This window comes from Lysinibacillus sp. F12, assembly GCF_057773605.1.
Window position 1 is genome coordinate 1,089,610 of the sequence record NZ_JBYMLP010000001.1, and the last position, 23,757, is coordinate 1,113,366.

The 23,757-nt window shown below is 37.6% G+C and carries 23 protein-coding genes and 1 other annotated feature; of the genes, 1 reads left to right on the forward strand and 22 read right to left on the reverse strand.

Features of this window, described 5'->3' with window-relative positions:
- Positions 1-38: 38 nt before the first annotated feature.
- Together AC3CH7_RS05520 and AC3CH7_RS05525 are read right to left on the reverse strand one after the other, a co-directional pair.
- A complete protein-coding gene (locus tag AC3CH7_RS05520; RefSeq protein ID WP_012293177.1) occupies positions 39-1,607 on the reverse strand; it encodes a sodium/solute symporter in 1,569 nt (522 codons plus the stop codon).
- 22 nt (positions 1,608-1,629) lie between these two features.
- Positions 1,630-1,965 (reverse strand): hypothetical protein, encoded by a 336-nt coding sequence (locus AC3CH7_RS05525; protein WP_012293176.1) that lies wholly within the window; start codon positions 1,963-1,965, stop codon positions 1,630-1,632.
- 202 nt (positions 1,966-2,167) lie between these two features.
- Between AC3CH7_RS05525 and AC3CH7_RS05530 the strand changes: the two genes are divergently transcribed.
- On the forward strand, positions 2,168-3,373 hold the full coding sequence (locus tag AC3CH7_RS05530; RefSeq protein WP_031418928.1) for an AraC family transcriptional regulator: 1,206 nt from the start codon (positions 2,168-2,170) through the stop codon (positions 3,371-3,373).
- 111 nt (positions 3,374-3,484) lie between these two features.
- Here AC3CH7_RS05530 and ileS read toward each other — a convergent pair whose 3' ends face one another.
- From ileS to AC3CH7_RS05630, 20 genes are all read right to left on the reverse strand, one after another.
- Positions 3,485-6,253: an isoleucine--tRNA ligase gene (ileS, locus tag AC3CH7_RS05535; RefSeq protein ID WP_012293174.1), complete on the reverse strand. Its 2,769-nt coding sequence runs from the start codon at positions 6,251-6,253 to the stop codon at positions 3,485-3,487.
- A gap of 112 nt (positions 6,254-6,365) precedes the next feature.
- Positions 6,366-6,593: a binding site (T-box leader), on the reverse strand.
- A gap of 100 nt (positions 6,594-6,693) precedes the next feature.
- Entirely contained in the window at positions 6,694-7,218 is a 525-nt protein-coding gene (locus tag AC3CH7_RS05540; RefSeq protein WP_012293173.1) for a DivIVA domain-containing protein, read from the reverse strand.
- Positions 7,219-7,313: 95 nt separating this feature from the next.
- Entirely contained in the window at positions 7,314-8,102 is a 789-nt protein-coding gene (locus AC3CH7_RS05545) for a YlmH family RNA-binding protein (RefSeq protein WP_012293172.1), read from the reverse strand.
- A gap of 232 nt (positions 8,103-8,334) precedes the next feature.
- Complete coding sequence (locus tag AC3CH7_RS05550) at positions 8,335-8,616, reverse strand: YggT family protein (RefSeq protein ID WP_025113856.1); 282 nt, start codon at positions 8,614-8,616, stop codon at positions 8,335-8,337.
- A gap of 20 nt (positions 8,617-8,636) precedes the next feature.
- Entirely contained in the window at positions 8,637-9,134 is a 498-nt protein-coding gene (locus tag AC3CH7_RS05555; RefSeq protein ID WP_031418927.1) for a cell division protein SepF, read from the reverse strand.
- Positions 9,118-9,822, reverse strand: a complete 705-nt coding sequence (locus AC3CH7_RS05560) for a YggS family pyridoxal phosphate-dependent enzyme (protein WP_031418926.1) — start codon at positions 9,820-9,822, stop codon at positions 9,118-9,120. The genes AC3CH7_RS05555 and AC3CH7_RS05560 overlap by 17 nt, the downstream gene beginning before the upstream one ends.
- Positions 9,823-9,911: 89 nt before the next feature.
- The gene (locus AC3CH7_RS05565) at positions 9,912-10,148 is read right to left on the reverse strand and encodes a PRC-barrel domain-containing protein (protein ID WP_031418925.1); all 237 of its coding nucleotides are present in this window, start codon (positions 10,146-10,148) and stop codon (positions 9,912-9,914) included.
- A 140-nt stretch (positions 10,149-10,288) separates the two neighbouring features.
- Entirely contained in the window at positions 10,289-11,062 is a 774-nt protein-coding gene (gene sigG / locus AC3CH7_RS05570; RefSeq protein WP_012293168.1) for an RNA polymerase sporulation sigma factor SigG, read from the reverse strand.
- Positions 11,063-11,176: 114 nt separating this feature from the next.
- Positions 11,177-11,884, reverse strand: coding sequence for an RNA polymerase sporulation sigma factor SigE (gene sigE, locus AC3CH7_RS05575; protein ID WP_025113851.1), 708 nt, complete (start codon positions 11,882-11,884; stop codon positions 11,177-11,179).
- Positions 11,885-11,897: 13 nt separating this feature from the next.
- Positions 11,898-12,731 carry a sigma-E processing peptidase SpoIIGA gene (locus AC3CH7_RS05580; protein WP_031418923.1) on the reverse strand — a complete coding sequence of 278 codons (834 nt, stop codon included), beginning with the start codon at positions 12,729-12,731 and terminating at the stop codon, positions 11,898-11,900.
- 190 nt (positions 12,732-12,921) lie between these two features.
- Positions 12,922-14,079, reverse strand: coding sequence for a cell division protein FtsZ (gene ftsZ, locus AC3CH7_RS05585; protein WP_031418922.1), 1,158 nt, complete (start codon positions 14,077-14,079; stop codon positions 12,922-12,924).
- A gap of 53 nt (positions 14,080-14,132) precedes the next feature.
- Complete coding sequence (gene ftsA, locus AC3CH7_RS05590; protein ID WP_012293163.1) at positions 14,133-15,416, reverse strand: cell division protein FtsA; 1,284 nt, start codon at positions 15,414-15,416, stop codon at positions 14,133-14,135.
- Between the two features lie 95 nt (positions 15,417-15,511).
- Entirely contained in the window at positions 15,512-15,883 is a 372-nt protein-coding gene (locus tag AC3CH7_RS05595) for a small basic family protein (RefSeq protein WP_008173872.1), read from the reverse strand.
- 3 nt (positions 15,884-15,886) lie between these two features.
- Complete coding sequence (locus AC3CH7_RS05600; RefSeq protein ID WP_031418921.1) at positions 15,887-16,606, reverse strand: DUF881 domain-containing protein; 720 nt, start codon at positions 16,604-16,606, stop codon at positions 15,887-15,889.
- A gap of 98 nt (positions 16,607-16,704) precedes the next feature.
- Entirely contained in the window at positions 16,705-17,433 is a 729-nt protein-coding gene (locus tag AC3CH7_RS05605) for a DUF881 domain-containing protein (RefSeq protein WP_031418920.1), read from the reverse strand.
- A complete protein-coding gene (locus tag AC3CH7_RS05610; RefSeq protein ID WP_031418919.1) occupies positions 17,411-18,244 on the reverse strand; it encodes a cell division protein FtsQ/DivIB in 834 nt (277 codons plus the stop codon). Before AC3CH7_RS05610 ends, AC3CH7_RS05605 begins: the two co-directional genes overlap by 23 nt.
- A gap of 20 nt (positions 18,245-18,264) precedes the next feature.
- Positions 18,265-19,344, reverse strand: coding sequence for a putative lipid II flippase FtsW (gene ftsW, locus AC3CH7_RS05615; protein ID WP_012293158.1), 1,080 nt, complete (start codon positions 19,342-19,344; stop codon positions 18,265-18,267).
- 40 nt (positions 19,345-19,384) lie between these two features.
- Positions 19,385-20,734 (reverse strand): UDP-N-acetylmuramoyl-L-alanine--D-glutamate ligase, encoded by a 1,350-nt coding sequence (gene murD, locus AC3CH7_RS05620; protein WP_207889693.1) that lies wholly within the window; start codon positions 20,732-20,734, stop codon positions 19,385-19,387.
- Positions 20,734-21,705 carry a phospho-N-acetylmuramoyl-pentapeptide-transferase gene (mraY, locus tag AC3CH7_RS05625; protein ID WP_036160939.1) on the reverse strand — a complete coding sequence of 324 codons (972 nt, stop codon included), beginning with the start codon at positions 21,703-21,705 and terminating at the stop codon, positions 20,734-20,736. Before mraY ends, murD begins: the two co-directional genes overlap by 1 nt.
- A 125-nt stretch (positions 21,706-21,830) precedes the next feature.
- Positions 21,831-23,747, reverse strand: coding sequence for a stage V sporulation protein D (locus tag AC3CH7_RS05630; protein ID WP_012293155.1), 1,917 nt, complete (start codon positions 23,745-23,747; stop codon positions 21,831-21,833).
- Positions 23,748-23,757: the final 10 nt, after the last annotated feature.

The following is a 23,757-nucleotide window of genomic DNA, read 5'->3' on the forward strand; positions in this document are numbered from 1 at the left end:
TCACTTTTCGAGCAATAGAAATAGCCAAATTTATTGTCTTATACTGTTTCAGATTCTTTTGAATGGACTCGCTTCATAAATTCATTGACATCAGCAGGTACCTTTCGATCTAATAGTGACACAATAATAACGGATAAGAAGCCTACAGGAACCGTTACAATTCCTGGAATTTTAAACTGTAAGAAACTCGGTAAAGTTCCTGGTAAAAAAATCATCCACATAGATACGCCAAGTCCAATAAGTAATCCTGCAATGGCTCCTTTCTCTGTCATGCCTCTCCACCAAATCCCTAAAATAAATATTGGCGTAAATGTACTTGCTGCTACTGTAAAGGCGAGCGCCACTAAATGACCGATAGATGCATCCTTAACAAGGAGCCCAAGTGCCCCATATAAAATACCTAATAGTACGATAGCTACTTTTCCAGCAATGACACGCTGTTTTTGCGTAATGTCTTTTTTCATAATGTTCGCATATAAATCATGAGCGAGTGCCCCAGAGCTTGTAATAAAAAGACCTGAAAGATTAGAGAAAATAGCTGCAAATGCCCCCGCAATAACTAAGCCCAGCAACCATTTACCACCTAGAGCTAACGCTGTAGTTGGTATCACCATATTGTTTCCGCCAAGTACAAGATCACGCATAACCTCTTCACTAGCTGTTCCCGAAATGAAAATGGAACGACCAACAACTCCTAAATAAACGGCTAAAAAAAAGAATGTACTAGCAATTCCTATAGCCATCAGGGCAGATTTTCGTGCTGCTTTTGCACTTGGATTCGTATAAAAGCGCAATAAAATATGAGGGAGTCCAATGGTTCCTAAAGCTAAACCAATCGTCATGCTAATCGTTTGCCAAAATGTTGGGAAATAAAAGCCTGTCCCTGTCCAAGCAGCACCATCAAAATTAACTTCATTCCCATCTAAAGCATATGGGGATGTGCCTGAAATAGGACCGCTAAAGGAATTAATAGCTGCAAGAATTTTATCGTAATGCAAACCACTATATACCGCTGCTACTAACATGACAATAAATGCACCAAGACGAATCCATAGCTCCAAGGCTTGGTTAATGGTTGTTCCTTTCATTCCACCAATACCTACATAAAAAATCATGACTACACATGTAAAGATAATGCCAAATTCATAGGAAGTGCCAAAAAACATACTTAAAATTTGAGCAGCACCTAATAGTTGTGGAGCCGCATAAAAGCCTGAAATGGCTAATACTACCGCGACTGCTACTAGTCGTGCACGTTTACTATGAAAACGATACCCCAAAAAATCTGCTACCGTAAATGCACCAAATCGTCTCAAAGGACCCGCTACGAAAATAGCTAATAAGGTTAAACCAATGGAGAAACAAAAAGCGTAATAAGCCCCATCATATCCTAGTTGAAATGTTAAGCCTGCAATCCCAAGGAATGTGGCTGCACTTAAATAATCCCCGCCAATTGCAGAACCATTTGTAAACCACCCAAAGCTTCTTCCTCCTACAAAGAAATCCGATGCTGTTGCATTTCTTTTTGTTAAATACGTAATGTATACAATCGTTCCCATTAATGCAATGGTCATTAACATCTTTGGTTCTAAAAGAGCTTCTATCATTCACTTATCCCCCTTATTTCAACTACTTATTGGCTAGATCATATTTTTTTAGGCGCTTTTCGTACATGGAAGTATGCACATAAGCGATAATAAATGCCATTGCCATCATCACAACTGTTGTCACAAACCAGGTTACCGTCATTCCACCCCACATTTTCTTAAAGGCAAATTCCGGTGCAAACCAATTCATAACTGGGATACTAAAAATCAATATAAAATAAAATACCGATAAGCCTAAACCTGTTGTAAATTCATCTTTCATAATTTTATTTGTCGCCGCATCTAGAGGTGGAAGATCCTTTACATCAATGGTGCCTGCCTCCACATATTCGTAATCATGACTCCCGACTTCTGCCATAGCCAACTCCCCCTTTTTATTTCAGCAAATAATTATCTGAAATTTCAAATTATTATTCACTACAATTATTCTATTCTATTTCAACTTCAATATAGATATAAAATATTGCTGTATTAGTACAAAAAAATGCTATTTTAAGTTAAAATATTTCTATCAATTTTATTCTTAGGAGGCTGGTAGCATTTTAAAGGTGGTATGGTTTATGGAAAGCTCATTGGATAAGCAACAAATGAGAGATTGGTTAGAAGAAGTTTTACCAAACGCTTTAATGGAGTGTAAAGAGCCTAAACCAGAAGATGACACTATTATTGTCTATGAAGTCAATCGGTTATTTGATTGGGTTAAGATTAAGCGACTAAAAAGAAATTATCCTAATAGTATAATTGTCCCAATTGTTACAGAACACCTCACCTACTCGACTGGTATAGCAATTGAATTAGTTTTACCTGCACTTCTCATTAAACCATTACAAAAATCAAAATTTTTACGTATTGTAAAAAAGTTACACACTGCCTATCTGGAAGAAAAGGCTAGTACACTTACCATGCTTGAACTGACACAACAAATATCCCATAACCAAACTTCTCCATTTCGAGAAGCATTTTTAAAACGTCTTATACGCGGTGAGATTGATAATGAACAGGAAATCATTCAATCTGCATCCTTTTTATCGCCTAACTGTATCCCTAATATGGTGTTCTTAATACAGGGCTATATCGATGTCAATGAAAAAAAAGCTCATCCACAAGATGCAAGTAGCCTCATTACAACTGTTATTCAACAGAAATTTGCAGATAAAGCGCCGTTGTCCTTTTTACATTTTGAACGCTATTTGCTTCTTCTTTTGCGAATTCCTAATGACTATAACTCATTCAAACATTGGCCAGAGGGCAAAGCATGTTTATTAGAGGTCATCGAAACACTAAAAAAGGACCATTGTATCCATCTTTTTATGGGGGTTGGAGGTGTATTTCAGGATGCTATGCAAGTGAAGGAATCCTATAGTCAGGCACGAAAAGCTCGTAGAAAACCGCCTATTGATAACATTCATATACGATATTATGAAGATTTAACGAAGCATCCACAGCTTCAAAAAGCTATTCAATTTATAGAAGAGCATTTTGACGAACAGCTTTCTATAAGTGAAGTTGCGAAATATATAAGCTTTAGCCCAACACATTTTAGCAGGCTATTTAAAAAAGAAACGGGTCGTAATTTTGTTGACTATGTTGCCTTTACACGTATTATCAAGACTTTACCCTTTTTACGAAAGTTTGATTATACGGTCGAAAAAATTTCCTCCACCTGTGGGTTTAATACACCGAATTATTACAGTCTAACCTTTAAAAAATATGTTGGAATATCGCCAACAGACTACCGCAATACGAAGGAAATTTTGTTTAAGTAGGATGTAGTTTTTCAAGAATCTGCAAAAACCACATGAAAAAAGCAAGCCCCCTAAAGGAGACTTGCTTATAAGCTACATAGAATGCAGATTCTTATTATTCACTGATTCCACTTATGCGTAATATTTTTCTACTACTTCTGCACAGCGAGCACATACTGTAGGATGTGCCGCATTCGCACCAACTGTTTCTGAAATAGACCAGCAACGTTCGCACTTCTCACCTGTGGCCTTCTCAACAACAATGGATACATGTTCAAGTACCAAAGCATCTGCTGGTACTTCTTCGATTGTAGCTACCTCAAAAGCAGAAACGATAGATAGTTGTGCAAAGTCAATGTTCGCATCGTTCAATAATGCCACAACATCTTCTTTTGCATATACTGTTACTTTTGCTTCAAGAGATTTACCAATCGTTTTAGCATTACGAGCCTCTTCTAATGCTTTTAAAATATCATCACGTACATCAATGATTTTTTCCCATTTTGCACGAAGATTTTCAAAATTCGCTTGTACATCTTCCTCTGGGAAATCCGTTAATTGAACAGAAGCTTCCTCTACAGTACCTTGAGCATGTAAGTATGACCACATTTCATCTGTAGTATGAGGGATAATTGGTGTCATAATTTTAACTAAAGTCATCAACGTATCATAAATAACTGTTTGCATAGCACGTCGATCTTTATTGTCAGAACCTTCAATGTAAACAACATCTTTTGCAATATCTAAATAGAATGAAGATAGTTCCACTGCTACAAAATTATTCACAACATGATATACAGCAGCGAAATCATAACGATCATATGCAGTACGAACAGTTTTTAAAACATCCTGTAAACGCATATATACATATTGATCCATTTCACGAAGCTCTGCATAGGCTACACGGTCTTTTGTTGGATCGAAATCAGCAATATTGCCATGTAGGAAACGGAAAGTGTTACGAATTTTACGATATACTTCTGATACTTGCTTCAACATATCCATAGAAATTCGCACGTCAGCAGTATAGTCTACAGAAGCAACCCATAGACGAAGAATATCTGCTCCATATTGATCCATTACTTTTTGCGGAATGATGACATTCCCTAAGGATTTACTCATTTTACGACCTTCTCCATCAAGAACGAAACCATGTGTTAAAAGTCCTTTATATGGTGCAAAACCGTTAATAGCTACTGATGTAATAAGAGAAGAGTTAAACCATCCACGGTGTTGGTCTGAGCCTTCTAAATATAAATCAGCAGGGTACTTCATGCCACGTTCTACAAGTACACCTTGGTGTGAAGAACCTGAGTCGAACCATACGTCCATAATATCATTTTCTTTTGTAAATTCACCGTTCGGACTACCTGGATGTGTAAAGCCTTCCGGTAATAATTCTTTTGCTGTTTTTTTGAACCAAATATTTGAGCCATGCTCACGGAATAGTGCTGAAATATGGCTAATTGTTTCAGGTGTAATAATTGGCTCCCCATTTTCAGCGTAGAAAATTGGAATTGGTACACCCCAAGCACGTTGACGAGAAATTACCCAATCTCCTCGGTCACGAATCATATTGTAAAGACGTGTTTCTCCCCAAGCTGGTGTAAATGCAGTTGCTTTAACAGCCTCTAAGAGCTCCCCGCGGAACGCTTCAACAGACGCAAACCATTGCGGTGTGGCACGATAAATAACTGGTTTTTTTGTACGCCAATCATGTGGGTATGAGTGTGAAATAAACCCAAGACTTTCTAATGCATCTACTTCTTTTAGCTTTTCTGTTACTAGTTTATTGGCATCATTATAAAAGACGCCCTCAAACCCAGGTGCTTCATCCGTATAGCAGCCACTATTATCAAGCGGGCTCAGAATGTCTAAACCATATTGCTTACTAATATGATAATCGTCTTCCCCGTGTCCAGGAGCTGTGTGAACACAGCCAGTACCTGCGTCAGCAGTAACATGCTCGCCTACCATTACAAGTGAATCACGATCATAGAAAGGATGTTGAGCGACAATACGATCTAATACTTCACCCTTCACTTCTTGAATAACCTCATACGCTTCCCATTCAAGTGCAGTTGCCACAGTTTCTAATAAATCTTTTGCAATGATGAATTTTTTATTAGCTACTGCAACGACAACATACATAAACTCAGGATTTAAAGAAATCCCTAAGTTTGCTGGTAATGTCCAAGGAGTTGTTGTCCAAATAACAAATTTAGCATCTGCTGGTACAACACCTTTTGCATCTTTAATAGCAAAGCTTACATAAATAGAAGGCGATTTAATATCTTTATATTCAATTTCTGCTTCAGCAAGAGCAGATTCAGAAGACGGAGACCAATATACTGGTTTTAAGCCTTTATAGATATACCCTTTTTCCGCCATCTTTCCGAATACTTCAATTTGGCGAGCTTCAAACTCAGGTTTCAATGTAATATAAGGGTTTTCCCAATTACCACGGATACCTAAACGACGGAATTGATTTCGTTGATTGTCAATTTGCTCATATGCATATTCTTCACAAAGTTGACGGAAAGCTGCTACTGACATTTCTTTACGTTTAACACCTTTATTTGTCAATGCTTGTTCAATAGGTAGACCATGCGTATCCCAACCAGGAATATAATTAACATGGTAGCCAGTCATTGAACGATGACGGGTAATCATATCCTTTAATACTTTATTCAATGCATGCCCAATATGAATATCACCATTTGCATACGGAGGGCCATCATGAAGTACATATTCAGGACGTCCTTCTGTACGCTCCATCTGCAATTTATTAATATCCATTTCATTCCATTTTTCTTGCATTTTCGGCTCATTTGCTGGTAAATTTCCACGCATTGGGAAATCCGTTTTTGGCATTAATAACGTATCTTTGTATTCAACCATAAAAAATCCTCCTTTAATTTACATAAAGCATATCGACACTATTCTCTTACGACAGTTATAGGCTTACTTATCTGAAACGATTCGCGGACAAATAAAAAAAGCCCTCATCCCACTAAGGGACGAGAAGCTTCTACTCGCGGTACCACCCTACTTGTAGCACAATCCATTAGGCTGCACTACCTCTTTCAAGCACATTAACGTCGTGCACCACGAAATAACTTACTTTTTTCAGTTATTTAGCTCGGAAGTGATATTCATTGTTAGTTGCTTGTTTGGGCTTCCACTATCCCCAAATCGCTTCACCACGCCTAACAAATACTGTCTTCGTCTCTGCTTCTATGCATATGTCTGTACAAAATAATTACTATTACAAAGTATATGAAATTCAAACAATCGCGTCAAGTTTCATTTAAATTTGATCATCTCAATGAAAAGTAAAGCTACATATCTTCTGATTCTTGCGCTTCATCTACAGATGCTTGAATCTCTGTTAAATCGATATCATACTGAAGTAAATGATCCCAATCATCCGCATTTAATAAATCGAGCTGAGCTTCGACTAGCATCTTGAAACGATTACGGAAAACTTTTGACTGTTTTTTAAGCTCATCAATTTCAATCGTTACCTTACGCGCTTTCGTTAAAGCATCATTAACGATTCGATCAGCATTTTTCTCTGCCTCTTTGACAATAAGCTTTGCCTCTTTTTGAGAATTTCTTCGCACTTCATCTGCTGCTTCTTGCGCAACAACAATAGACTTCTGTAAGGTCTCTTCTAAAGTGCTAAAATGCCTCGCTTGTTCTAAGGCCATTTCTAGTTGCTTATCAACCTCTTTTTTTTCACGCAACAAAATTTCATAATCTTTAATGATTTGATCTAAAAATTCATTTACTTCATCTTCAGCATAGCCTCTGAAAGCTTTTGTAAACTCCTTATTATGTATATCAATAGGTGATAATGGCATACAATCCTTCTCTCCTTTTCGTGTACATTCGTATTTCCTATTATACAATTCTTCCGACAACTTAGCAGTATAAATTAATGAAATTTACTTTTCTTTTAGCTTTTTTGGGCCAATCGACCGACTTGTAGACGGATTTTATCTTTTTTTGTACGGCCTTCTGTCATAATTATTTTCATACGACCGCTTCCTCTTATCGATAGAATATCCCCTTCTTGTAATTCAAAAGCAACGGCATCACGCTCTGTCCAATTTACACGCACTTTTTTACCTGTAATTAAAGCTTGTGCCTTTTGACGAGACACTTTCAAAACTGTTGCAATAATAACGTCTAGTCGCATGGAGGTAACTGTGTAAGATTCCTCTAACCATTCCTCTTCATTGATAAGGAGAGGCTCCTGTTCTTTAAGAGATTCAACATGTACCTTTACTTTACCAATGCCAGTTAAATGTAGACGCACATATTCAGCCACTTCCTGTGCAACGACAAATTGAATCTGATGGTCATTAACGCGAATATCACCGAACTTACTACGATTTAACCCTAATGATAATAAGGCTCCTAAAACATCTGGATGGCGTAATTGTACAAATTTAACGGGATACTGAAGTGTAAAAGCTGTCAGTTGAAAGTCCTTCTCTGTAGGCTCATAGTAGGCTGGATAAATGAGCATACGTTGTCTCTCTGCTTCATTAAATAGCCCTGCACATAATGTATTCATTGAGTCATCCTGTCCAATAATAGATGTCACTATAAAGCGCTGTCTTGGATCAAGAAAATCAGTCAGCTTAGGTGCATAGCGATCCTCTACCTCCCGCTGCCAGCTTATTACCTGTTCAATAAAAGGTTGCTCATCTTTCCGAAAATGCTGAATCAAGTGCTCCATCTTGTTGTCTCCTCTTTCATCGTCCCTATTTGCTTCAATAATTAGATAACCATAGTATTCCCAATCATTGGTACTTTGACATCATTGCATCAAATTTTTTCTAGTTCACTCTAAATGGACCCTTTAAAATTTGTGACATCTGCTTAAAGCTTTAGGGCAACATTTCTTTGTTACGTTTTTTCTATACTCCATATAAATAAAAAACCCCCACTAAAACGTGAGGATTTTATATCTATACGAACATAAGAAATATTTTCTGAATGACTATAACAAGTCCTCTTTCAATAAAATTCAGCATAAAGATCGCCACAATTGGTGAAATATCAATCATACCAAGCGGAGGGATAAACTTTCGGAATATCCCCAAATAAGGCTCACACACTTTTTCAAGCATTCGTCCAATGGCTGAATTTTGAGCGGCAGGCACCCAAGACATTAAGATATATGCAATTAGCATAAACGAATAAATCCTAAATGCTAAAGATACATAACCAAGTATTATAAAAAAAGTCATATAAACTACAATCCTCGCTATTAATTATCGTCTAAAATAAAGTTTGTAATTTCACCAGTTACTTCTACATTATCTGGAGTGCAAAGGAAAATATCTTTCCCGATACGTTGAATATCCCCTGCAAGGGCATAGACTGTGCCACTTAAAAAATCAATAATGCGTTTACCTTGCTCTCGTTCAATACGTTGTAAATTGACGATAGCTGCACGTTTATTTTTTAAATGTTCCGCGATATCTTGTGCTTCTGCATAGACTCTAGGCTCTATTAAGACAACTTTTGCTCCCTTGGAACTCATCGCAGCTTGCAAGCTAACAATATTATTAGGAGTAGCTGTACTTTGCGGCACAATTTCATGGATCGATGCCTTACGTTCTTTAATTGTTTTTTTAGGCTTTACTGAATGAATCGGTTGCTGTTGTTGTACGGGTTGTTGCTGCTGAATAGGAGCTTGCGTGATTTCTTCTTCTAGTTCTTCTTCAAGGTAAAAGAAGTTTTTAATTTTATTTTTCATGCTCATCCTGTTCCCCTCTTTCATTTCCAACAAGAGCCGTTCCGACTCGAACAAAAGTAGCCCCTTCCTCTACCGCAATTTCAAAGTCATTAGACATGCCCATTGATAACTCGGTACAAGGTGCGTGTGCGAATCCTTGCTCGGCTATTTGCTGTTGACATTGTTTTAATTGCTTAAATACAGAACGAATAAGTGCTTCGTCTTCTGTGTTTGGTGCCATGGTCATTAAACCGACAACTTGGACTTTTGTAAAGCTTCTCAATGATTCTACAAAAGGTAATACTTCTTCCATGCTTAAACCATGTTTTGATTCTTCCCCAGAAACGTTTACTTGGATAAAACATTTAACGGGCTTTACTGCTCTTTTCTCAATTTCTTCTGCCAAACTCAAACGATCTAATGAATGTAAAAAATCAATGCTGTTAATCACTTGTTTTACTTTACGTGTTTGTAGGGACCCTATATAATGCCAATTGACATCAGCTTGAATCGCAGATATTTTACGATTTAAGCCTTCCGGTCGGTTTTCTCCTAAATGAGTCAATCCAGCTTCGATAGCTTCTTGCGTTCTTTCTACAGAAACCTCTTTCGTCACAGCTATTATTTGGACATTATTGGCTTCGCGATTGACTCTTGTTTCTGCTGCTGCTATTAAATCATTTAATTTGTTTAAATTTGCTAAGATTTTTGTCACTGTTTTTCCCAACTTTACAACATTAGTTTCTCTTATTGTAACAAGCAATGCTTGATTTATCAATGAATAGCCTGACCTATGTCAGCTATTTAGGAAAGTGCCTTGACTAGAATGACATCCTTGCCAACAACAAGCACATCTTTCATATACACTTTTCTTACAGATTCTTCTCCTTTAAAAAAACCAAGATATTTTCGGGGCTCAGCAATTAAAAATGCTGTTACATAGCCCGTTTCTTTCGATACTTCAGCATCTACCACAAATCCTATAAATCGTCCATTTCCTGCTTCAATTACTTCCTTTTGCTGTAACATTGAGAACCGCAATAAATAACCTCCTCTATCCAGTACTCTTTCACCTAAATTATTTTTCTCTATCACCAAACTTTGCTGTCTCTTTATATTTATGTATCAACTGTTCATTGAATGAAGATAAAATGCGCACCGAATAATTCGATGCGCATTTTTTATTTGTAATCTTTTTGCATTGTTTCAATTGCATTCTTTTCAAGACGTGAAATTTGTGCTTGTGAAATCCCTAATTCCTTAGCGATTTCAGTTTGTGTCTCTCCATAATAAAATCGTTTTGCCACGATCATTTGCTGACGTTCATCTAGTTTCTGCAAGCTTTCCTTTACCGACACGTAGGCAACCCATTGATCTTCTGATACATCATCATCACGTAATTGGTCCATCATATAAACAGCGTCCCCACCATCTGAATAAATGGGCTCTTGTAATGACATTGGGTCTTGAATAGCATCTAAAGCAAATAAAACATCTTCTTTTTTCATGTCAATCATGTCAGCAATTTCTTCAATCGTTGGTTCGCGCAAATTTTCGGTTATCCACTGTTCTTTTGCCTGCATTGCCTTATAGGCAATATCCCTTAAAGAACGAGATACTCGTAATGCATGATGATCACGCAGATGGCGACGAATTTCACCAATGATCATTGGGACAGCATATGTTGAAAATCTTACATTATGCTTTAAATCAAAATGATCAATGGCTTTCATGAGGCCAATACAGCCTACTTGAAATAAATCATCTGCCTGTTCACCTCTATAGGCAAATCTACCAACAATACTTAGCACTAACCTTAAATTGCACATGACAAGCTCTTCTCTGATTTCAGTTTCACCGGCTTGTAAACGAATGAAGAGCTCCTTCATTTCTTCGTGCTTTAAAATTGGCAAAGTCGATGTATCTAAGCCGCAAAGATCTACTTTTGTTCGCATATTCGATTCCTCCGGATGTTATTCTCTGACTAAACCGTGACATCAGTTTGTCCGAGAGAAACAAGAATATGCACAAAAGCTATGACCAATTTTAGGTAGGATAATTTTCCCTTTCTAAGAAATTGGCTGATTTAAATTTTCACGTAAATCTTGAATAATTTTCTTTTCTAAACGGGAAATATATGATTGTGATATCCCTAAATGATCTGCTACTTCTTTTTGCGTCATTTCTACTTTTCCATTGAGACCAAAACGGCATTCCATAATATATCGTTCACGTGCACCTAATAAATTTATGGCATGGAACATATGCTGCCGTTCAATTTTTTTCTCCACATTATCAAGAATAATGTGCTCTTCCGTACCTAAAATATCTGACAGTAATAATTCATTTCCATCTGCATCAGAGTTTAAAGGTTCGTCTAATGATACTTCACCCTTCATACGACTTGTTTTTCGTAAATGCATTAAAATTTCATTTTCAATGCATCGAGATGCGTATGTTGCAAGCTTAATATTTTTATCTGTATTGAACGTTTCAATTGCCTTTATTAATCCGATAGAACCAATGCTGATTAAATCTTCGATTGGCGTTCCCGTATTGTCAAAACGTCTAGCAATATAAACAACAAGACGTAAATTACGTTCAATTAGTGTGTCTCTAGCTCGTAAATCACCTTTCATAAAGGATGCAATGACTGTAACTTCTTCTTCTCGACTTAGTGGCACTGGCAATGAATCATTTCCCCCTATATAGTACGTTTCACGACTACGAAACTTACTCCAAAATTTTTTCAAGCTAGCAAGTAGCCTAAGAAGCAATAGTTCTCCCCCTCTATGAGTTATTTGAAAGCGCTGAAAAATGTAAAATTGCTGCTGTGCTATGTGGAAAATTTTTTGCTTTTTTTGTTAAAACGATATATTCATTCGATTTCACCTGTGAAGGCTCCCCCTTTATCAACCACTCATCAAAGCGAAAACCAAGAACAACGGTTTGTTGTTGTACGGTATTGATATGAATAAATCGAATATAACGCTGATAATCTTCTGAAAACATAGATACATTGTACGGATCTGTTTCTTGCCATTCTACTAATGATTTGCAAAAATCGGCAGGTAAATGTGGGCTTAGAGCTGTATAAGAGACGAAATGAACAGGTTTCCCTGAAAGCGGCTCGATTGCTTGGTTTCCTGTGTCCACAAAAGCTGAAAGTGGTATTATCGAACCAAAGATTTTTAAAGTTGTATCAAATACAAATTGTCCACTTAAACGTTCTAGTTTAACAAAACCCCATTGCTTATAAAATGCAACAAGATTTAAAACTGCTAGTACAAAACAAATCATTATAAAATGGTTGGCAGAAAGATTTTTTAAATAGGGTTGTAGTGCTGTTAGCAATCCGCCGATAACGATCGTTGCTGTTAAAACGATCGGTCCTTGCTTTTGGAAGCTTCGAATCTTAAAGCGAAAAGCTATACCTATGAGCAATATAAAACTAAGTACCGTTGACCACAGCATTTGACCGCCAATTACAGCTACTAAACTACTACAAAATGAACTCATTAATAATCTTGAATTCTTGACCAAAACCCCTGTTACTCTTGCGGTAAACGTGAGTATTGCTAGATTGAAAAGCGTATTAATGAGCACCAGCCATTCTCCATACATAACAGCCGCCTCCTACTTACAAAGTTAGCATGTTACTCCCACAAATATTGTCAAACAATCGCACCATTTCCTTAAAATGTTTTGACAAAATACATGGTTTCCTTACACAAATGAACATCTCGACAACAAAAATAAAAAGCTCGTATTTTACATATGTAAAATACGAGCTTTTTAGAAGTTGTTTTTTCAATTAACCGCGATTTTTGCGATTGCGTAAAAATGCTGGGACTTCAAGCATGTCATCCTGTGCATAATGTTGCTGATTTTGGCGTGGCTGCTCTTGTTGAACATGCACTTCTTGTCGTTGTTCACGAATCGGTGCTTGTTGTTGTGGAGCAGATTGTCTATTTATATTGAGCGATGGTTTTGTTGTATTACGTTGTTGCTGTAAAGCTTCCTCTGAGAAACCAGTTGCGATAACTGTAACAATGATTTCATCTTTAAGGTTTTCATTAATAACAGAACCGAAAATCATATTTACTTCTTCGTCAGATGCAGAAGCTACGATATCTGCCGCTTCTTGTACTTCAAATAAGCTAAGATTAGAGCCACCTGTAATATTCATAAGAACACCTTTAGCACCATCGATAGATGATTCTAGTAATGGACTTGAAATGGCTTTCTTTGCTGCTTCTGAAGCACGGTTTTCACCAGTAGCAATACCGATACCCATTAATGCTGAGCCTTTGTTTGACATAATTGTTTTCACGTCTGCAAAGTCTAAGTTAATAAGACCAGGGGTTGCAATTAAATCTGAAATACCTTGAACACCTTGACGAAGTACGTTATCTGCTTCTCTGAAAGCTTCTAACATTGGTGTTGATTTATCGACAATTTGTAATAGCTTGTCGTTCGGGATAACAATTAGCGTATCCACAGCTTCTTTCATACTACCAATGCCGCCGATAGCTTGTGTTTGACGTTTACGCCCTTCAAACGTAAATGGACGTGTCACAACACCTACTGTTAGTGCTCCTAATTCACGAGCAATTTGTGCAATTACTGGCGCTGCACCCGTACCGGTTCCTCCACCCATACCAGCAGTGACGAATACCATGTCTGCACCACGTAGAACCTCTTCTAATTGCTCGCGGCTCTCTTCAGCAGCCTTTTTCCCTACTTCTGGATTTGCACCTGCACCTAAACCCCGCGTCAGTTTCGCTCCAATTTGAAGCCTAACTTCTGCCTTTGATAAATTTAATGCCTGTGAATCAGTGTTAACTGCGATAAAGTCAACACCCTGTACACCATGTTCTATCATTCGATTGACAGCGTTGTTACCGCCGCCACCAACACCTATGACCTTTATTACTGCAAGTTCATCTACATTTGTATCAAATTCTAACATCTCTTTTTCCTCCCACGGTAACTCGACTCTGTATCAATCATTACGCATTCTAGTTAATCAAAAAACTTATCAAATAATTTTTTTGCTTTCCCAATTACGCTTTCTTTTGGTTCTGAAGGTGCAGAATACTCTTGCTTTTTAGGCATAGCTGCTTGAGCTCCTACAGCTGCATATTCAACAGGTTGCGTATTCGTACTTTTACCGTAAAAATCATCTTCTAAATAGGCGTAACGAATAAGTCCAACCGCTGTTGCAAATGAAGGCTCTCTAACGCCAATATAATCGGGTGTATAAATTCTTACACGCGTTTGTAGAATTTGACGCGCTAACTGGGCGATACCTTCAAGTTTAGCAACACCACCCGTTATAACAACGCCACCTGGTAAATCTCTAACACCTAGACGTGCTAACTCGTCAATCACTAATTCTAGTAATTCTTCTAGGCGTGCGCCAATAATTTCTGATATATAGCGTTGACTATATTGATCAGTAGAATCTGTTCCTACAATTGGTACTTCAAAGATTTCATCGTCAGATGCATCATCATAAAAGGCATGTCCAAATTGGTGTTTGATATTTTCAGCTTGTTCTGTTGGTGTCTTTAAGACGATAGAAATATCTTTCGTTATATGATCACCACCAACTGGTATGACACCTGTATGCGTTAGCAATCCCTCTTCAAATACTGCGATTGTAGTAGATCCGCCTCCTATATCGATAAAGGCAGTTCCTTGGTTTTTTTCATCTTCAGTTAATGCAAAGTAGCCTGATGCTAATGGTTGCAAATATATTTCTCGTATACTTAAACCGGCACGCTCAACACAACGAAGTACATTGTGTAAAAGCGTTTTGGATGTCGTTATCATGGTTGCATCCATTTCTAGACGAATGCCAATCATACCACGAGGATCTTTAATTTCATCAAGGTTGTCCACAATAAACTGTCTTGGAATGATGTTAACTAATTCACGTTCAGGAGGTATTGACATGACTTGTGCAGATTCTACCACTCTGTCTAAATCATCATCTGTAATTTCTCTGTTTTCACTATTTACAGCGACAACACCTTTAACTAGCTGTAACATCGTTTGGTTAGCAGGAACGCCTAGAACGACTTCGTGAATTTGATAACCTGTCATTCGTTCGGCTTGTTCTACTGCTTTTCGAATAGATTGAACTGTTGCATCTATATCAACAATTGCTCCTTTTCGAACCCCATTCGATTTTACATTTCCGACGCCAATTACATGTAATTGTCCGTCACTCATTTCACCTATTAATACCTTGATAGAGGAGGATCCAATATCAAGTGAAATGTATAAATCTTGCTGATTCAATTCGCTGCACCTCCTTGAAAAATGCTCTTATTTTCATTCTATTGTAAATTTGGCATAATGTCTAAGCAAATCGAGTATTTTGGTCAATTTTTCTCTTAATCTATGGAAGTTTTTTCTTTCTTGTGACGTTTCTCATCCAACCGTGTTAGTAATATACGCCTAATTATTGCTATATTTTGGAACAAACGTACCCCAAAAGCGAAAATAGCTGCTAAATACAAATCTATCCCTAAATTCACACCTATAAAAGCTAACCCTGCTGCGAGAACTATATTAAAAAAGAATCCTGATACAAAAACTTTATCGTCGTACACTTGCTGTAATTGAGCACGGATACCACCAAATAATGTATCTAAAGCTGCTAAAACAGCTATTGACAGATAATTTTCATACATAGAGGGGATTTGTATATTTGTTAACAAGCCAAGGGCAAGTCCAAATATCAAACCTAAAAATGGTAGCCACATAAATTAATCTCCTTTTTTTACCTCTGCTAAGTAATCATTTGTCAATCGCTGATCAAATGCTGGAATTTGTAATTGATCAATTGGCTCTTCAATCACTAAATTAAAATTATCTAAATAAAATGAATCTATAAATGTTGAGGCTTGAAGCGAATTATACATTTTTTGAGCTGCTTTAAAATCGCTTGTCCCAACATATATATCAAATTTAGGTGTCGACAATGGTACACTATTCACCGTTGTCTTCCCATTTATGTCCCGAATGGCTGTTGTTTGAACAACACGATTGCCATCTATTGAAACACTTGTTGCATCGTTTTTAAACAGCGTATTTAATAATTGGGTTAATAAATCAGGCGATATCTCTTTGATTTCATAACCCATCTCTATTAATTCAGGTGCGGGTTCAATACGAAGTCTGACACCAGGCCCTACCACTTCTGTTAGTCCAGCCTGTTGCTTTAAACGATTCAATGTTTCATGTAAAGCGGCTTGCTGATTTACTTTTTCAGATTGCTCATAGCGATCCACTACTTCATGAAGTGAGCGAATTTCTGCCAGTAATGCGGAATGTCTTTGCTTTTCTTGTGCTAATTCCTCTCTTATTGCCCAAATATCTCGTGTATCTCGCTCTGCTGGTTTTTGTATGGTATTGTATTGTACCGCTATCATCAAACCGATAATAAATAGCACGATCGTTATTCGGGTGTACATATTTCTTCGCAAAATAGCCCCTCCTAGACGTATCGTATGCCCCTCAGAATTCAATGTAAAACTTTCCTAGAGGCTAAAATTAGACTTTAAACATGAAATAGGTCTTGTCCTTAACTTTCTACTTTTACTCTTGGCATTGTAAGTTTTTGATGTTCTTCTAAAGACACTACAATATTGTCATTTAATAATTGATCAACGACACCGCCATTTAAATTTAAAGATGCTATTAAAGTATCGGAATCTCCAACAGCTTCTATCACAAAAGGAGCGGGATGCTGTGTACCATCAATAGTTATTACAGGACCATTACATCGGATATAGGAATTGGCCATGACACGTTGCCCATTAATAGCAATTGCCTGAGCACCTGATATCTTCAGTTCATTCAACAATTTAAAAACATGACTTTCATGAACAATATAGTCATTCGGATTCAAAGATTTTGGATCATAGTCACCATCCTGGAGAGTGATCCTTATTCCTTTTCCCTCACTCTTCAATTCACCAAGTAGAAGCCGTAAATCCTCTGCTTGTTCCACAAGTTCTTTATAATCCTTCTCATTAGAAGCAAATGATTTTTCATACTTTCGAATTTGTTCCTGTAGACTATTTAGCTCATCCGATAGCTCTTTATTACGTTCTTGTTGAGTGATCAATTCCTCACGATAAGAATCTTCTTGCTCAAATAGCTCTGAATTAATCGTGCCTGCTTCCCGGTTATCTTTTGCCTGATTATATGAATAGCCGATAATAAATCCTGTTGTCACACAAACAATCAGTAATTCAAATTGTTTTCTTGAAAAAAAACTTCCTTTGCTATTCATCTTTTTGTTGTTCATCGTCTGTCACTTCCTGGTCAACCATTTCCCCATCTGCATTAGCTTCCATATCGATGCTTATTTTGTTGTACTCTTCGTTAAAAGGGCGATAATAGGAACCGACCTCTAAATCAATCACGCCTTTTTCTAAATTTGCAATTTGTGCAACAATGGAGGGGTAATAATTTAACTTCTCCGCAAGCGTCTGAATAACAGCTCGTACCTCATATCCATCATTCATATAAAGCTTTACCGCGTTCGGATTTGTATCATTACTATTCGTGTTAACCTGAGAAATTAAAGCTAATACTTCTGGTTTTAATTGTGCTAACTGTTCAACAAGTTTTTTGATTGTTTTTTCGCCAGTAATACCAATAAAAACAGGTGCATCAATTGGCGTATCATTTCCTTTTTGTTCAAAACGTTCACCATTTTCAAGCAGTGGATAATAGGTGCCGTCCCCAGCCAAATACGCAACTTTTTTCCACTCTTTCACATCAATCGTTACGCCTCGAAGCCAGTTACGTTTAACATGTGCTTCTTTTACCCATTTATCCTTCAACAGAAGCTTCTCCACATCTTCTATTTTGAAACCCCACATTGATTTACCTAGCGCCAGGGTACTTGTCTCCACATAATGTTCATTATTTGCCAGCTTAGCACCATTGACTGTTATTTTATTGATGTTACTGTATGGAGATTGAAAATAAAGGAGTACTGCTAACACAATAAAGAAAAGTAATATTAGCACGATGAATTTACGATTTGTACGCTTTTTTCGTCGCTTTTTTAGCGTAGGTATACGATCTTCTATATCAATTACTTTCTCCAAAAAGTACTCCTCCTTTATATTTATTTCGCTAATTGATAAATAATACCTATTATTAACCACATTGTGACTAAAGATGTTCCTCCGTAGCTGATAAAAGGCAATGTAACACCCGTTACGGGTACTAAACCTATTACAACAGCTATATTAAGAAACGCTTGCACCATCAGCATTGTGACTAACCCTATAATCGCATAATAGGATGTTCGGCTTTTAGCCTGTACAGCAAATCTATAGCCTGCATAAATTGTCAGTACAAAAAGTGCTAAAATAACGAGACCACCAATCAAGCCGATCTCCTCCAAAATAATAGCGTAAATAAAGTCATTTTGTGGCTCAGGCAAATATAGAAACTTTTGCCGACTTTGTCCAAAACCATGACCAAAAATTCCAGCAGGACCTATCGCCATAAGTGATTGCACTGCTTGGAATCCACTTACTAAGGGATCAGCCCATGGATCGAGGAATGCTTCTATTCGCTTTAGTCGATATGGTGCAGTCGCAATTAGTCCTACTAGTCCAGCTATACCAGCTAACATAATCATGGCATATAGCTTTAACGGGTAGCCAGCGACAAAAAACAATAAAAATACAGCAACAACAAGAATAAATACTGAACCAAAGTCAGGCTGCAACATAATCAAAACAACAGGGATTAGGAGGATTAAAGCATGGCGCCAATTAACAACTGGCGTTCCTGTTTTATGCTGCGCTAAAATATGACTCAGGTAAACAATGACTGTTATTTTCGTTATCTCCGCTGGCTGGATTGTCAATGGACCAATCCCAATCCAGCTTTGCGAGCCATTTCGCACTAGCCCAATACCAGGTATTAACACTAGAACAAGTAAGACTAACGAAAATATATAGGCCATTTTCCAAAAGGACTGCTCTCTCAAAATATTTAATCGAATTGTGATTAAAAATACAATTATGGCTACCACAAAGTATACGCTTTGCTTCATATAAAACGGCATTTTTCCACTATAATGAATGGCACTCCAATAAGTCCCCGCAGAATAGACGAAAATAATGCCGATTACTGATAGCATCAAAGTTGTGACGAGCAATAAGTAGCTTTCTTTCCCTCTCAGTAATGCCATCCTTCCAAGTCAAGTATATTCTAAAATAGTTACAGGCTCATTACAGCTTCATTACAGCATCAATAAAAACATCTCCGCGTATTTCAAAGCTGTCATATTGATCCCAACTTGCACAAGCTGGTGATAGTAAAATAATATCTCCCTCTGCTGACATCGGTGCTGCATAGTGTACAGCGTCTTCCACATTTTGAGCGATTACTGTTTGTTGGACACCACATGATTTTGCAAATTCAACAAAACGTAATCCAGTTTCTCCAAATGCGACGACGCCTTTCACATGATTCATACTAGGTCGAAGCTCCTCAAAAGAATGTCCACGATCTAAACCACCTGCTAACAAAATAACGGGCGCCTGGAATGCATCTAAAGCACTTTTTGTTGCTAAACAGTTCGTTGCTTTGGAGTCATTATAAATCTTTCGACCATTCCATTCGCGTACGAATTGAGTACGGTGTCTCACCCCACCAAAAGCCGCTAAAACCTCTTCCATTTTCCCTTTGTCACAGCCAACTAAAATACAGGCCGCCACTGCTGCTAGGATGTTTTCTAAATTATGCTTACCAGGCAGTGCTATATTTGCTCGGTCCATATACGGATCCCCTTGCCAATAGATCGTTGTATCATCTGCACTGATTCCGTGGACAGTACGCCCATTTGAACTGAACGGAATTTTTTGCGCATTGGATTTTGCCGCATAGCCAACTACAATTGGTTGGTCCGCATTATAAATAAAATAATCACTTTCATCTTGATTACGTGTCACACCAAACTTCGCTTCAGCGTAATTATCAAATGTTCCATGGTAGTCAAGATGGGCATCATAAAGATTTGTAAGTATAGAAATTTTAGGCTTAAATGTTTTAGTCCCCATCAATTGGAAAGATGACAACTCCGTTACAATAACGTTATCTTTACTAGCTTCTTTAGCAACGCCACAAGCAACTGTACCAATATTTCCTGCAATTAATGGATTTTTACTTCCGTTGTTTAACATATCAAATATTAAAGTGGTCGTTGTTGTTTTTCCATTCGAGCCTGTAATACCAATAAATGGCGCGTCACTTATTAAATACGCAAGTTCAATCTCTGTCCATACAGGAATACCGCGCTGTATAGCATCCGCTACAATGCGATTGCTATAAGGTATACCTGGGTTTTTAACGACTAATTCAAAACCTTCATCCAGTAAGTCCTCAGGATGACGACCACAAATCACGGTAATCCCCTTTTGTAATAAACCCTGTGCATCTGGGCTTTCATCAAATGGTTTGGAATCATTGACTGTTACAAAGGCGCCGAGCTCATGTAAAATTTCAGCAGCGGCCACACCGCTTTTCGCTAGGCCTAACACAAGTACTTTTTTATGTTGTAAATCTGTATAGTTTTTCATTAAAACGCCTCCGATAAAACTGCAATCAATGCTACTGCTAGGGCAGTTGACCAGAAGACAAGCACTACCTTCCACTCTGACCAACCTGATAATTCAAAATGGTGATGGATTGGACTCATCTTAAAAATACGCTTTTTACGTAGCTTAAAGCTTCCTACCTGTAAAATAACGGATAATGTTTCGATGACAAAAACCAAGCCAACTAGTAAAAGTAAAAATTCTTCTTTTACTAATACCGATACCATAGCTAATGCCCCACCTAATGCTAATGAACCCGTATCACCCATAAATACTTTTGCTGGATTCGCATTAAATAATAGAAACCCTAATAATGCTCCTGTAACAGCAAATGCAAATAAAGCGATATCTGCTTGGCTTTGGAAGAGTGCGATAACGCCAAAAGCCGCAAAAGCAATCGATGCAGTTCCTGCCACTAGTCCATCCAAACCATCTGTTAAATTCACCGCATTGGAGAACCCTACTAACCAAAAGATTAAAAAGGCAACATAGAATACACCAAGATCAACTGTCCAATCTGTAAATGGAATAGCGAGCGTTGTATCAAAAGATCCAACATACAGTAGAAAATATGCAAGGATGGCGATAACAATTTGACCAATTAATTTTTGAAGAGAGGTTAACCCTAAATTCCTTTTAAATACAACCTTCAAACCATCATCCAATAAACCTATTAAGCCAAATCCTGCTAATACTAATAAAAGTACTACGGTCTGTGTCGTTAATAAATCTAAAAAGCTTCCTACACCAACAGTTGTTAGGACGATAGAAATTAAGAAAATTATACCGCCCATTGTTGGTGTACCAGCTTTTTTCATATGTGATTTCGGTCCCTCTTCACGAATACTTTGCCCAAACTTTAGGCGTCGAAGAAGTGGAATACTAATTGGTGCCAGGATAACTGTTACTATAAAAGCAAGAGCTAAAATGGTAAGTGTTGTTGCGAGTTTCATTGAAAAATCTCCTTTAAATCTTGTTTCACTTTCTTCGTTAGGAAAAAAGCATAAACTTTCATTTATTTATTACTACCCTTCATAATAATAGTGGTTCTTTCCCATTTTTTAAAGGTAAAGTTATTTCAGTTCTCCAAATATAAATGAATGGTACCATCTTGTTTGATAACACTATCCACTTCAGGTAATTGGTTACCAATTTTAGTCCCTTCTCCATGCCATTCTATACGAAATGGATAAAACTGCTTGGCAATATCATCCTTTGTCTGACCAATAAAATTTGGTACCTTCACAGTAATTGGATCACCATATCGATAATCCTTTTCAAGCTGTTCCTTTGATTTTTCAATACCTACAAACGGTGCAACATCCTCTATTATTTGCCCAACAATAGGTGCTGCTACAACACCGCCAAACTGCGTCGTCTTTTTAGGGTTGTCGACTGCTACATAGACGACAATTTGCGGATTGTCAGCTGGCGCAAAGCCAATAAATGATACGATATATTCCCCACTCTTGTAACGGCCGTTTTCAACCTTTTGCGCTGTTCCTGTTTTACCGCCAATTCGTAAACCATCTCTAAAGGCTTGTCGACCTGAACCATTTGCTACAACTGACTCCAATGCGCCCCGAACCTTTGCAGAAGTCTCCTCACGAATCACCTGATTTTTGACAACAGGTTCAGTTTCCTGTATGACATCCCCTGTATTTGGATTAAATACTTTTTTTACAACATAAGGCGTATATAGCTTGCCTCCATTTATAGCTGCTGCTACCGCTTGAACTTGCTGAATTGGAGTTACCGCTACCCCTTGCCCAAATGAGGTTGTAGCCTGTTCAACGGGTCCGAAGGCTTCCTTAGAAAATAAAATTCCTGAGGCTTCACCAGCAATATTGGAACCAGTCTTTTGACCAAAGCCAAAATCTTTAATATATTGCAATAGTCGCTCGTTTCCTAACCGCTGCCCTAATTCAACAAAGCCTGGGTTACAGGAATTCTCCACAACTTCTAAGAAGGTTTCATGTCCATGCCCTTCACGCTTCCAACAACGTAGTCTTGCCCCAGCAACCATTGTATACCCTGGATCATAAAATGTATCATGCTCTAAATCCACTAAATTTTCTTCCAATGCAGCGCTCAAGGTAATAATTTTGAAAGTAGAACCTGGCTCATATGTCATCCATACAGGTAAATTTCGATTATAAATCGTTGGTTCGACTAATTGATATTCAGCCGGATTAAAAGTTGGATAAGAGGCTAATGCTAAAATTTCACCATTATTTGGATTCATAGCAATGGCCAATGCTTGGTCCGCTTCATAGCGCTTCATAGCCTGTGACAATTCACGCTCAACGACCTGCTGGACATCGACATCAATCGTTAGCTCAATAGTTGCTCCATCCTCACCAGCTTTCCAAGCACTCGCGACATTTGGTAGATTATTGCCTTTTGCATCTGTAAAGAGGCGAATTGCAGAAGAATTAGCCTGTAAAAACTTATCATATTCGTATTCAATACCAGCTAAACCTTGTGCATCATAGCCTGTAAATCCTAAAAATCGAGATAAAAGTGTCCCATATGGATAATCTCTAGAGTAGTCGACACCACTATATAGTCCTTCAATTTGTAAGCCTTGTAATTCAACTGCTTTTTCATAGGGGATATTTTTTCCCTCAGGCGCTAGCTTTACTAAATAGGCTTTTTTCTTCATCTTCTCTAACAGTTTCTCTTTATCCACTTCCAAAACTTGCGCAATTTTTTCAGCGGCCCCTTCAATATCTTTACTTTGAGAGGGCATAAAATATAAAGTTGGTGCAAGCTTATTAGTTACAATACTCTCCCCATCTCGATCAGTAATATGCCCTCGTTCATTAGCAAACGGTATTTCTCGGTCCCAGTTCTCTTCTGCCTTCGATGTCAGTTCTTTTTGATCTAACACTTGCAAAAAGAATAGCCTAATCACTATCGCCACTGCAGCACACATAAACAACACATATAAAATACGTAAACGCTTTTTAGAATGGATAGAAATCCACTTCATTCGACATCAC

Coding starts and splice junctions, on each gene's coding strand:
- AC3CH7_RS05520 (WP_012293177.1), bottom strand. CDS start 1,607: ATGATAGAAGCTCTTTTAGAACCAAAGATGTTAATGACCATTGCATTA.
- AC3CH7_RS05525 (WP_012293176.1), bottom strand. CDS start 1,965: ATGGCAGAAGTCGGGAGTCATGATTACGAATATGTGGAGGCAGGCACC.
- AC3CH7_RS05530 (WP_031418928.1), top strand. CDS start 2,168: ATGGAAAGCTCATTGGATAAGCAACAAATGAGAGATTGGTTAGAAGAA.
- ileS (WP_012293174.1), bottom strand. CDS start 6,253: ATGGTTGAATACAAAGATACGTTATTAATGCCAAAAACGGATTTCCCA.
- AC3CH7_RS05540 (WP_012293173.1), bottom strand. CDS start 7,218: ATGCCATTATCACCTATTGATATACATAATAAGGAGTTTACAAAAGCT.
- AC3CH7_RS05545 (WP_012293172.1), bottom strand. CDS start 8,102: ATGGAGCACTTGATTCAGCATTTTCGGAAAGATGAGCAACCTTTTATT.
- AC3CH7_RS05550 (WP_025113856.1), bottom strand. CDS start 8,616: ATGACTTTTTTTATAATACTTGGTTATGTATCTTTAGCATTTAGGATT.
- AC3CH7_RS05555 (WP_031418927.1), bottom strand. CDS start 9,134: ATGAGCATGAAAAATAAAATTAAAAACTTCTTTTACCTTGAAGAAGAA.
- sigG (WP_012293168.1), bottom strand. CDS start 11,062: ATGCGAACAAAAGTAGATCTTTGCGGCTTAGATACATCGACTTTGCCA.
- AC3CH7_RS05580 (WP_031418923.1), bottom strand. CDS start 12,731: ATGTATGGAGAATGGCTGGTGCTCATTAATACGCTTTTCAATCTAGCA.
- ftsZ (WP_031418922.1), bottom strand. CDS start 14,079: ATGTTAGAATTTGATACAAATGTAGATGAACTTGCAGTAATAAAGGTC.
- AC3CH7_RS05595 (WP_008173872.1), bottom strand. CDS start 15,883: ATGTGGCTACCATTTTTAGGTTTGATATTTGGACTTGCCCTTGGCTTG.
- AC3CH7_RS05605 (WP_031418920.1), bottom strand. CDS start 17,433: ATGAACAACAAAAAGATGAATAGCAAAGGAAGTTTTTTTTCAAGAAAA.
- ftsW (WP_012293158.1), bottom strand. CDS start 19,344: ATGGCATTACTGAGAGGGAAAGAAAGCTACTTATTGCTCGTCACAACT.
- murD (WP_207889693.1), bottom strand. CDS start 20,734: ATGAAAAACTATACAGATTTACAACATAAAAAAGTACTTGTGTTAGGC.
- mraY (WP_036160939.1), bottom strand. CDS start 21,705: ATGAAACTCGCAACAACACTTACCATTTTAGCTCTTGCTTTTATAGTA.
- AC3CH7_RS05630 (WP_012293155.1), bottom strand. CDS start 23,747: ATGAAGTGGATTTCTATCCATTCTAAAAAGCGTTTACGTATTTTATAT.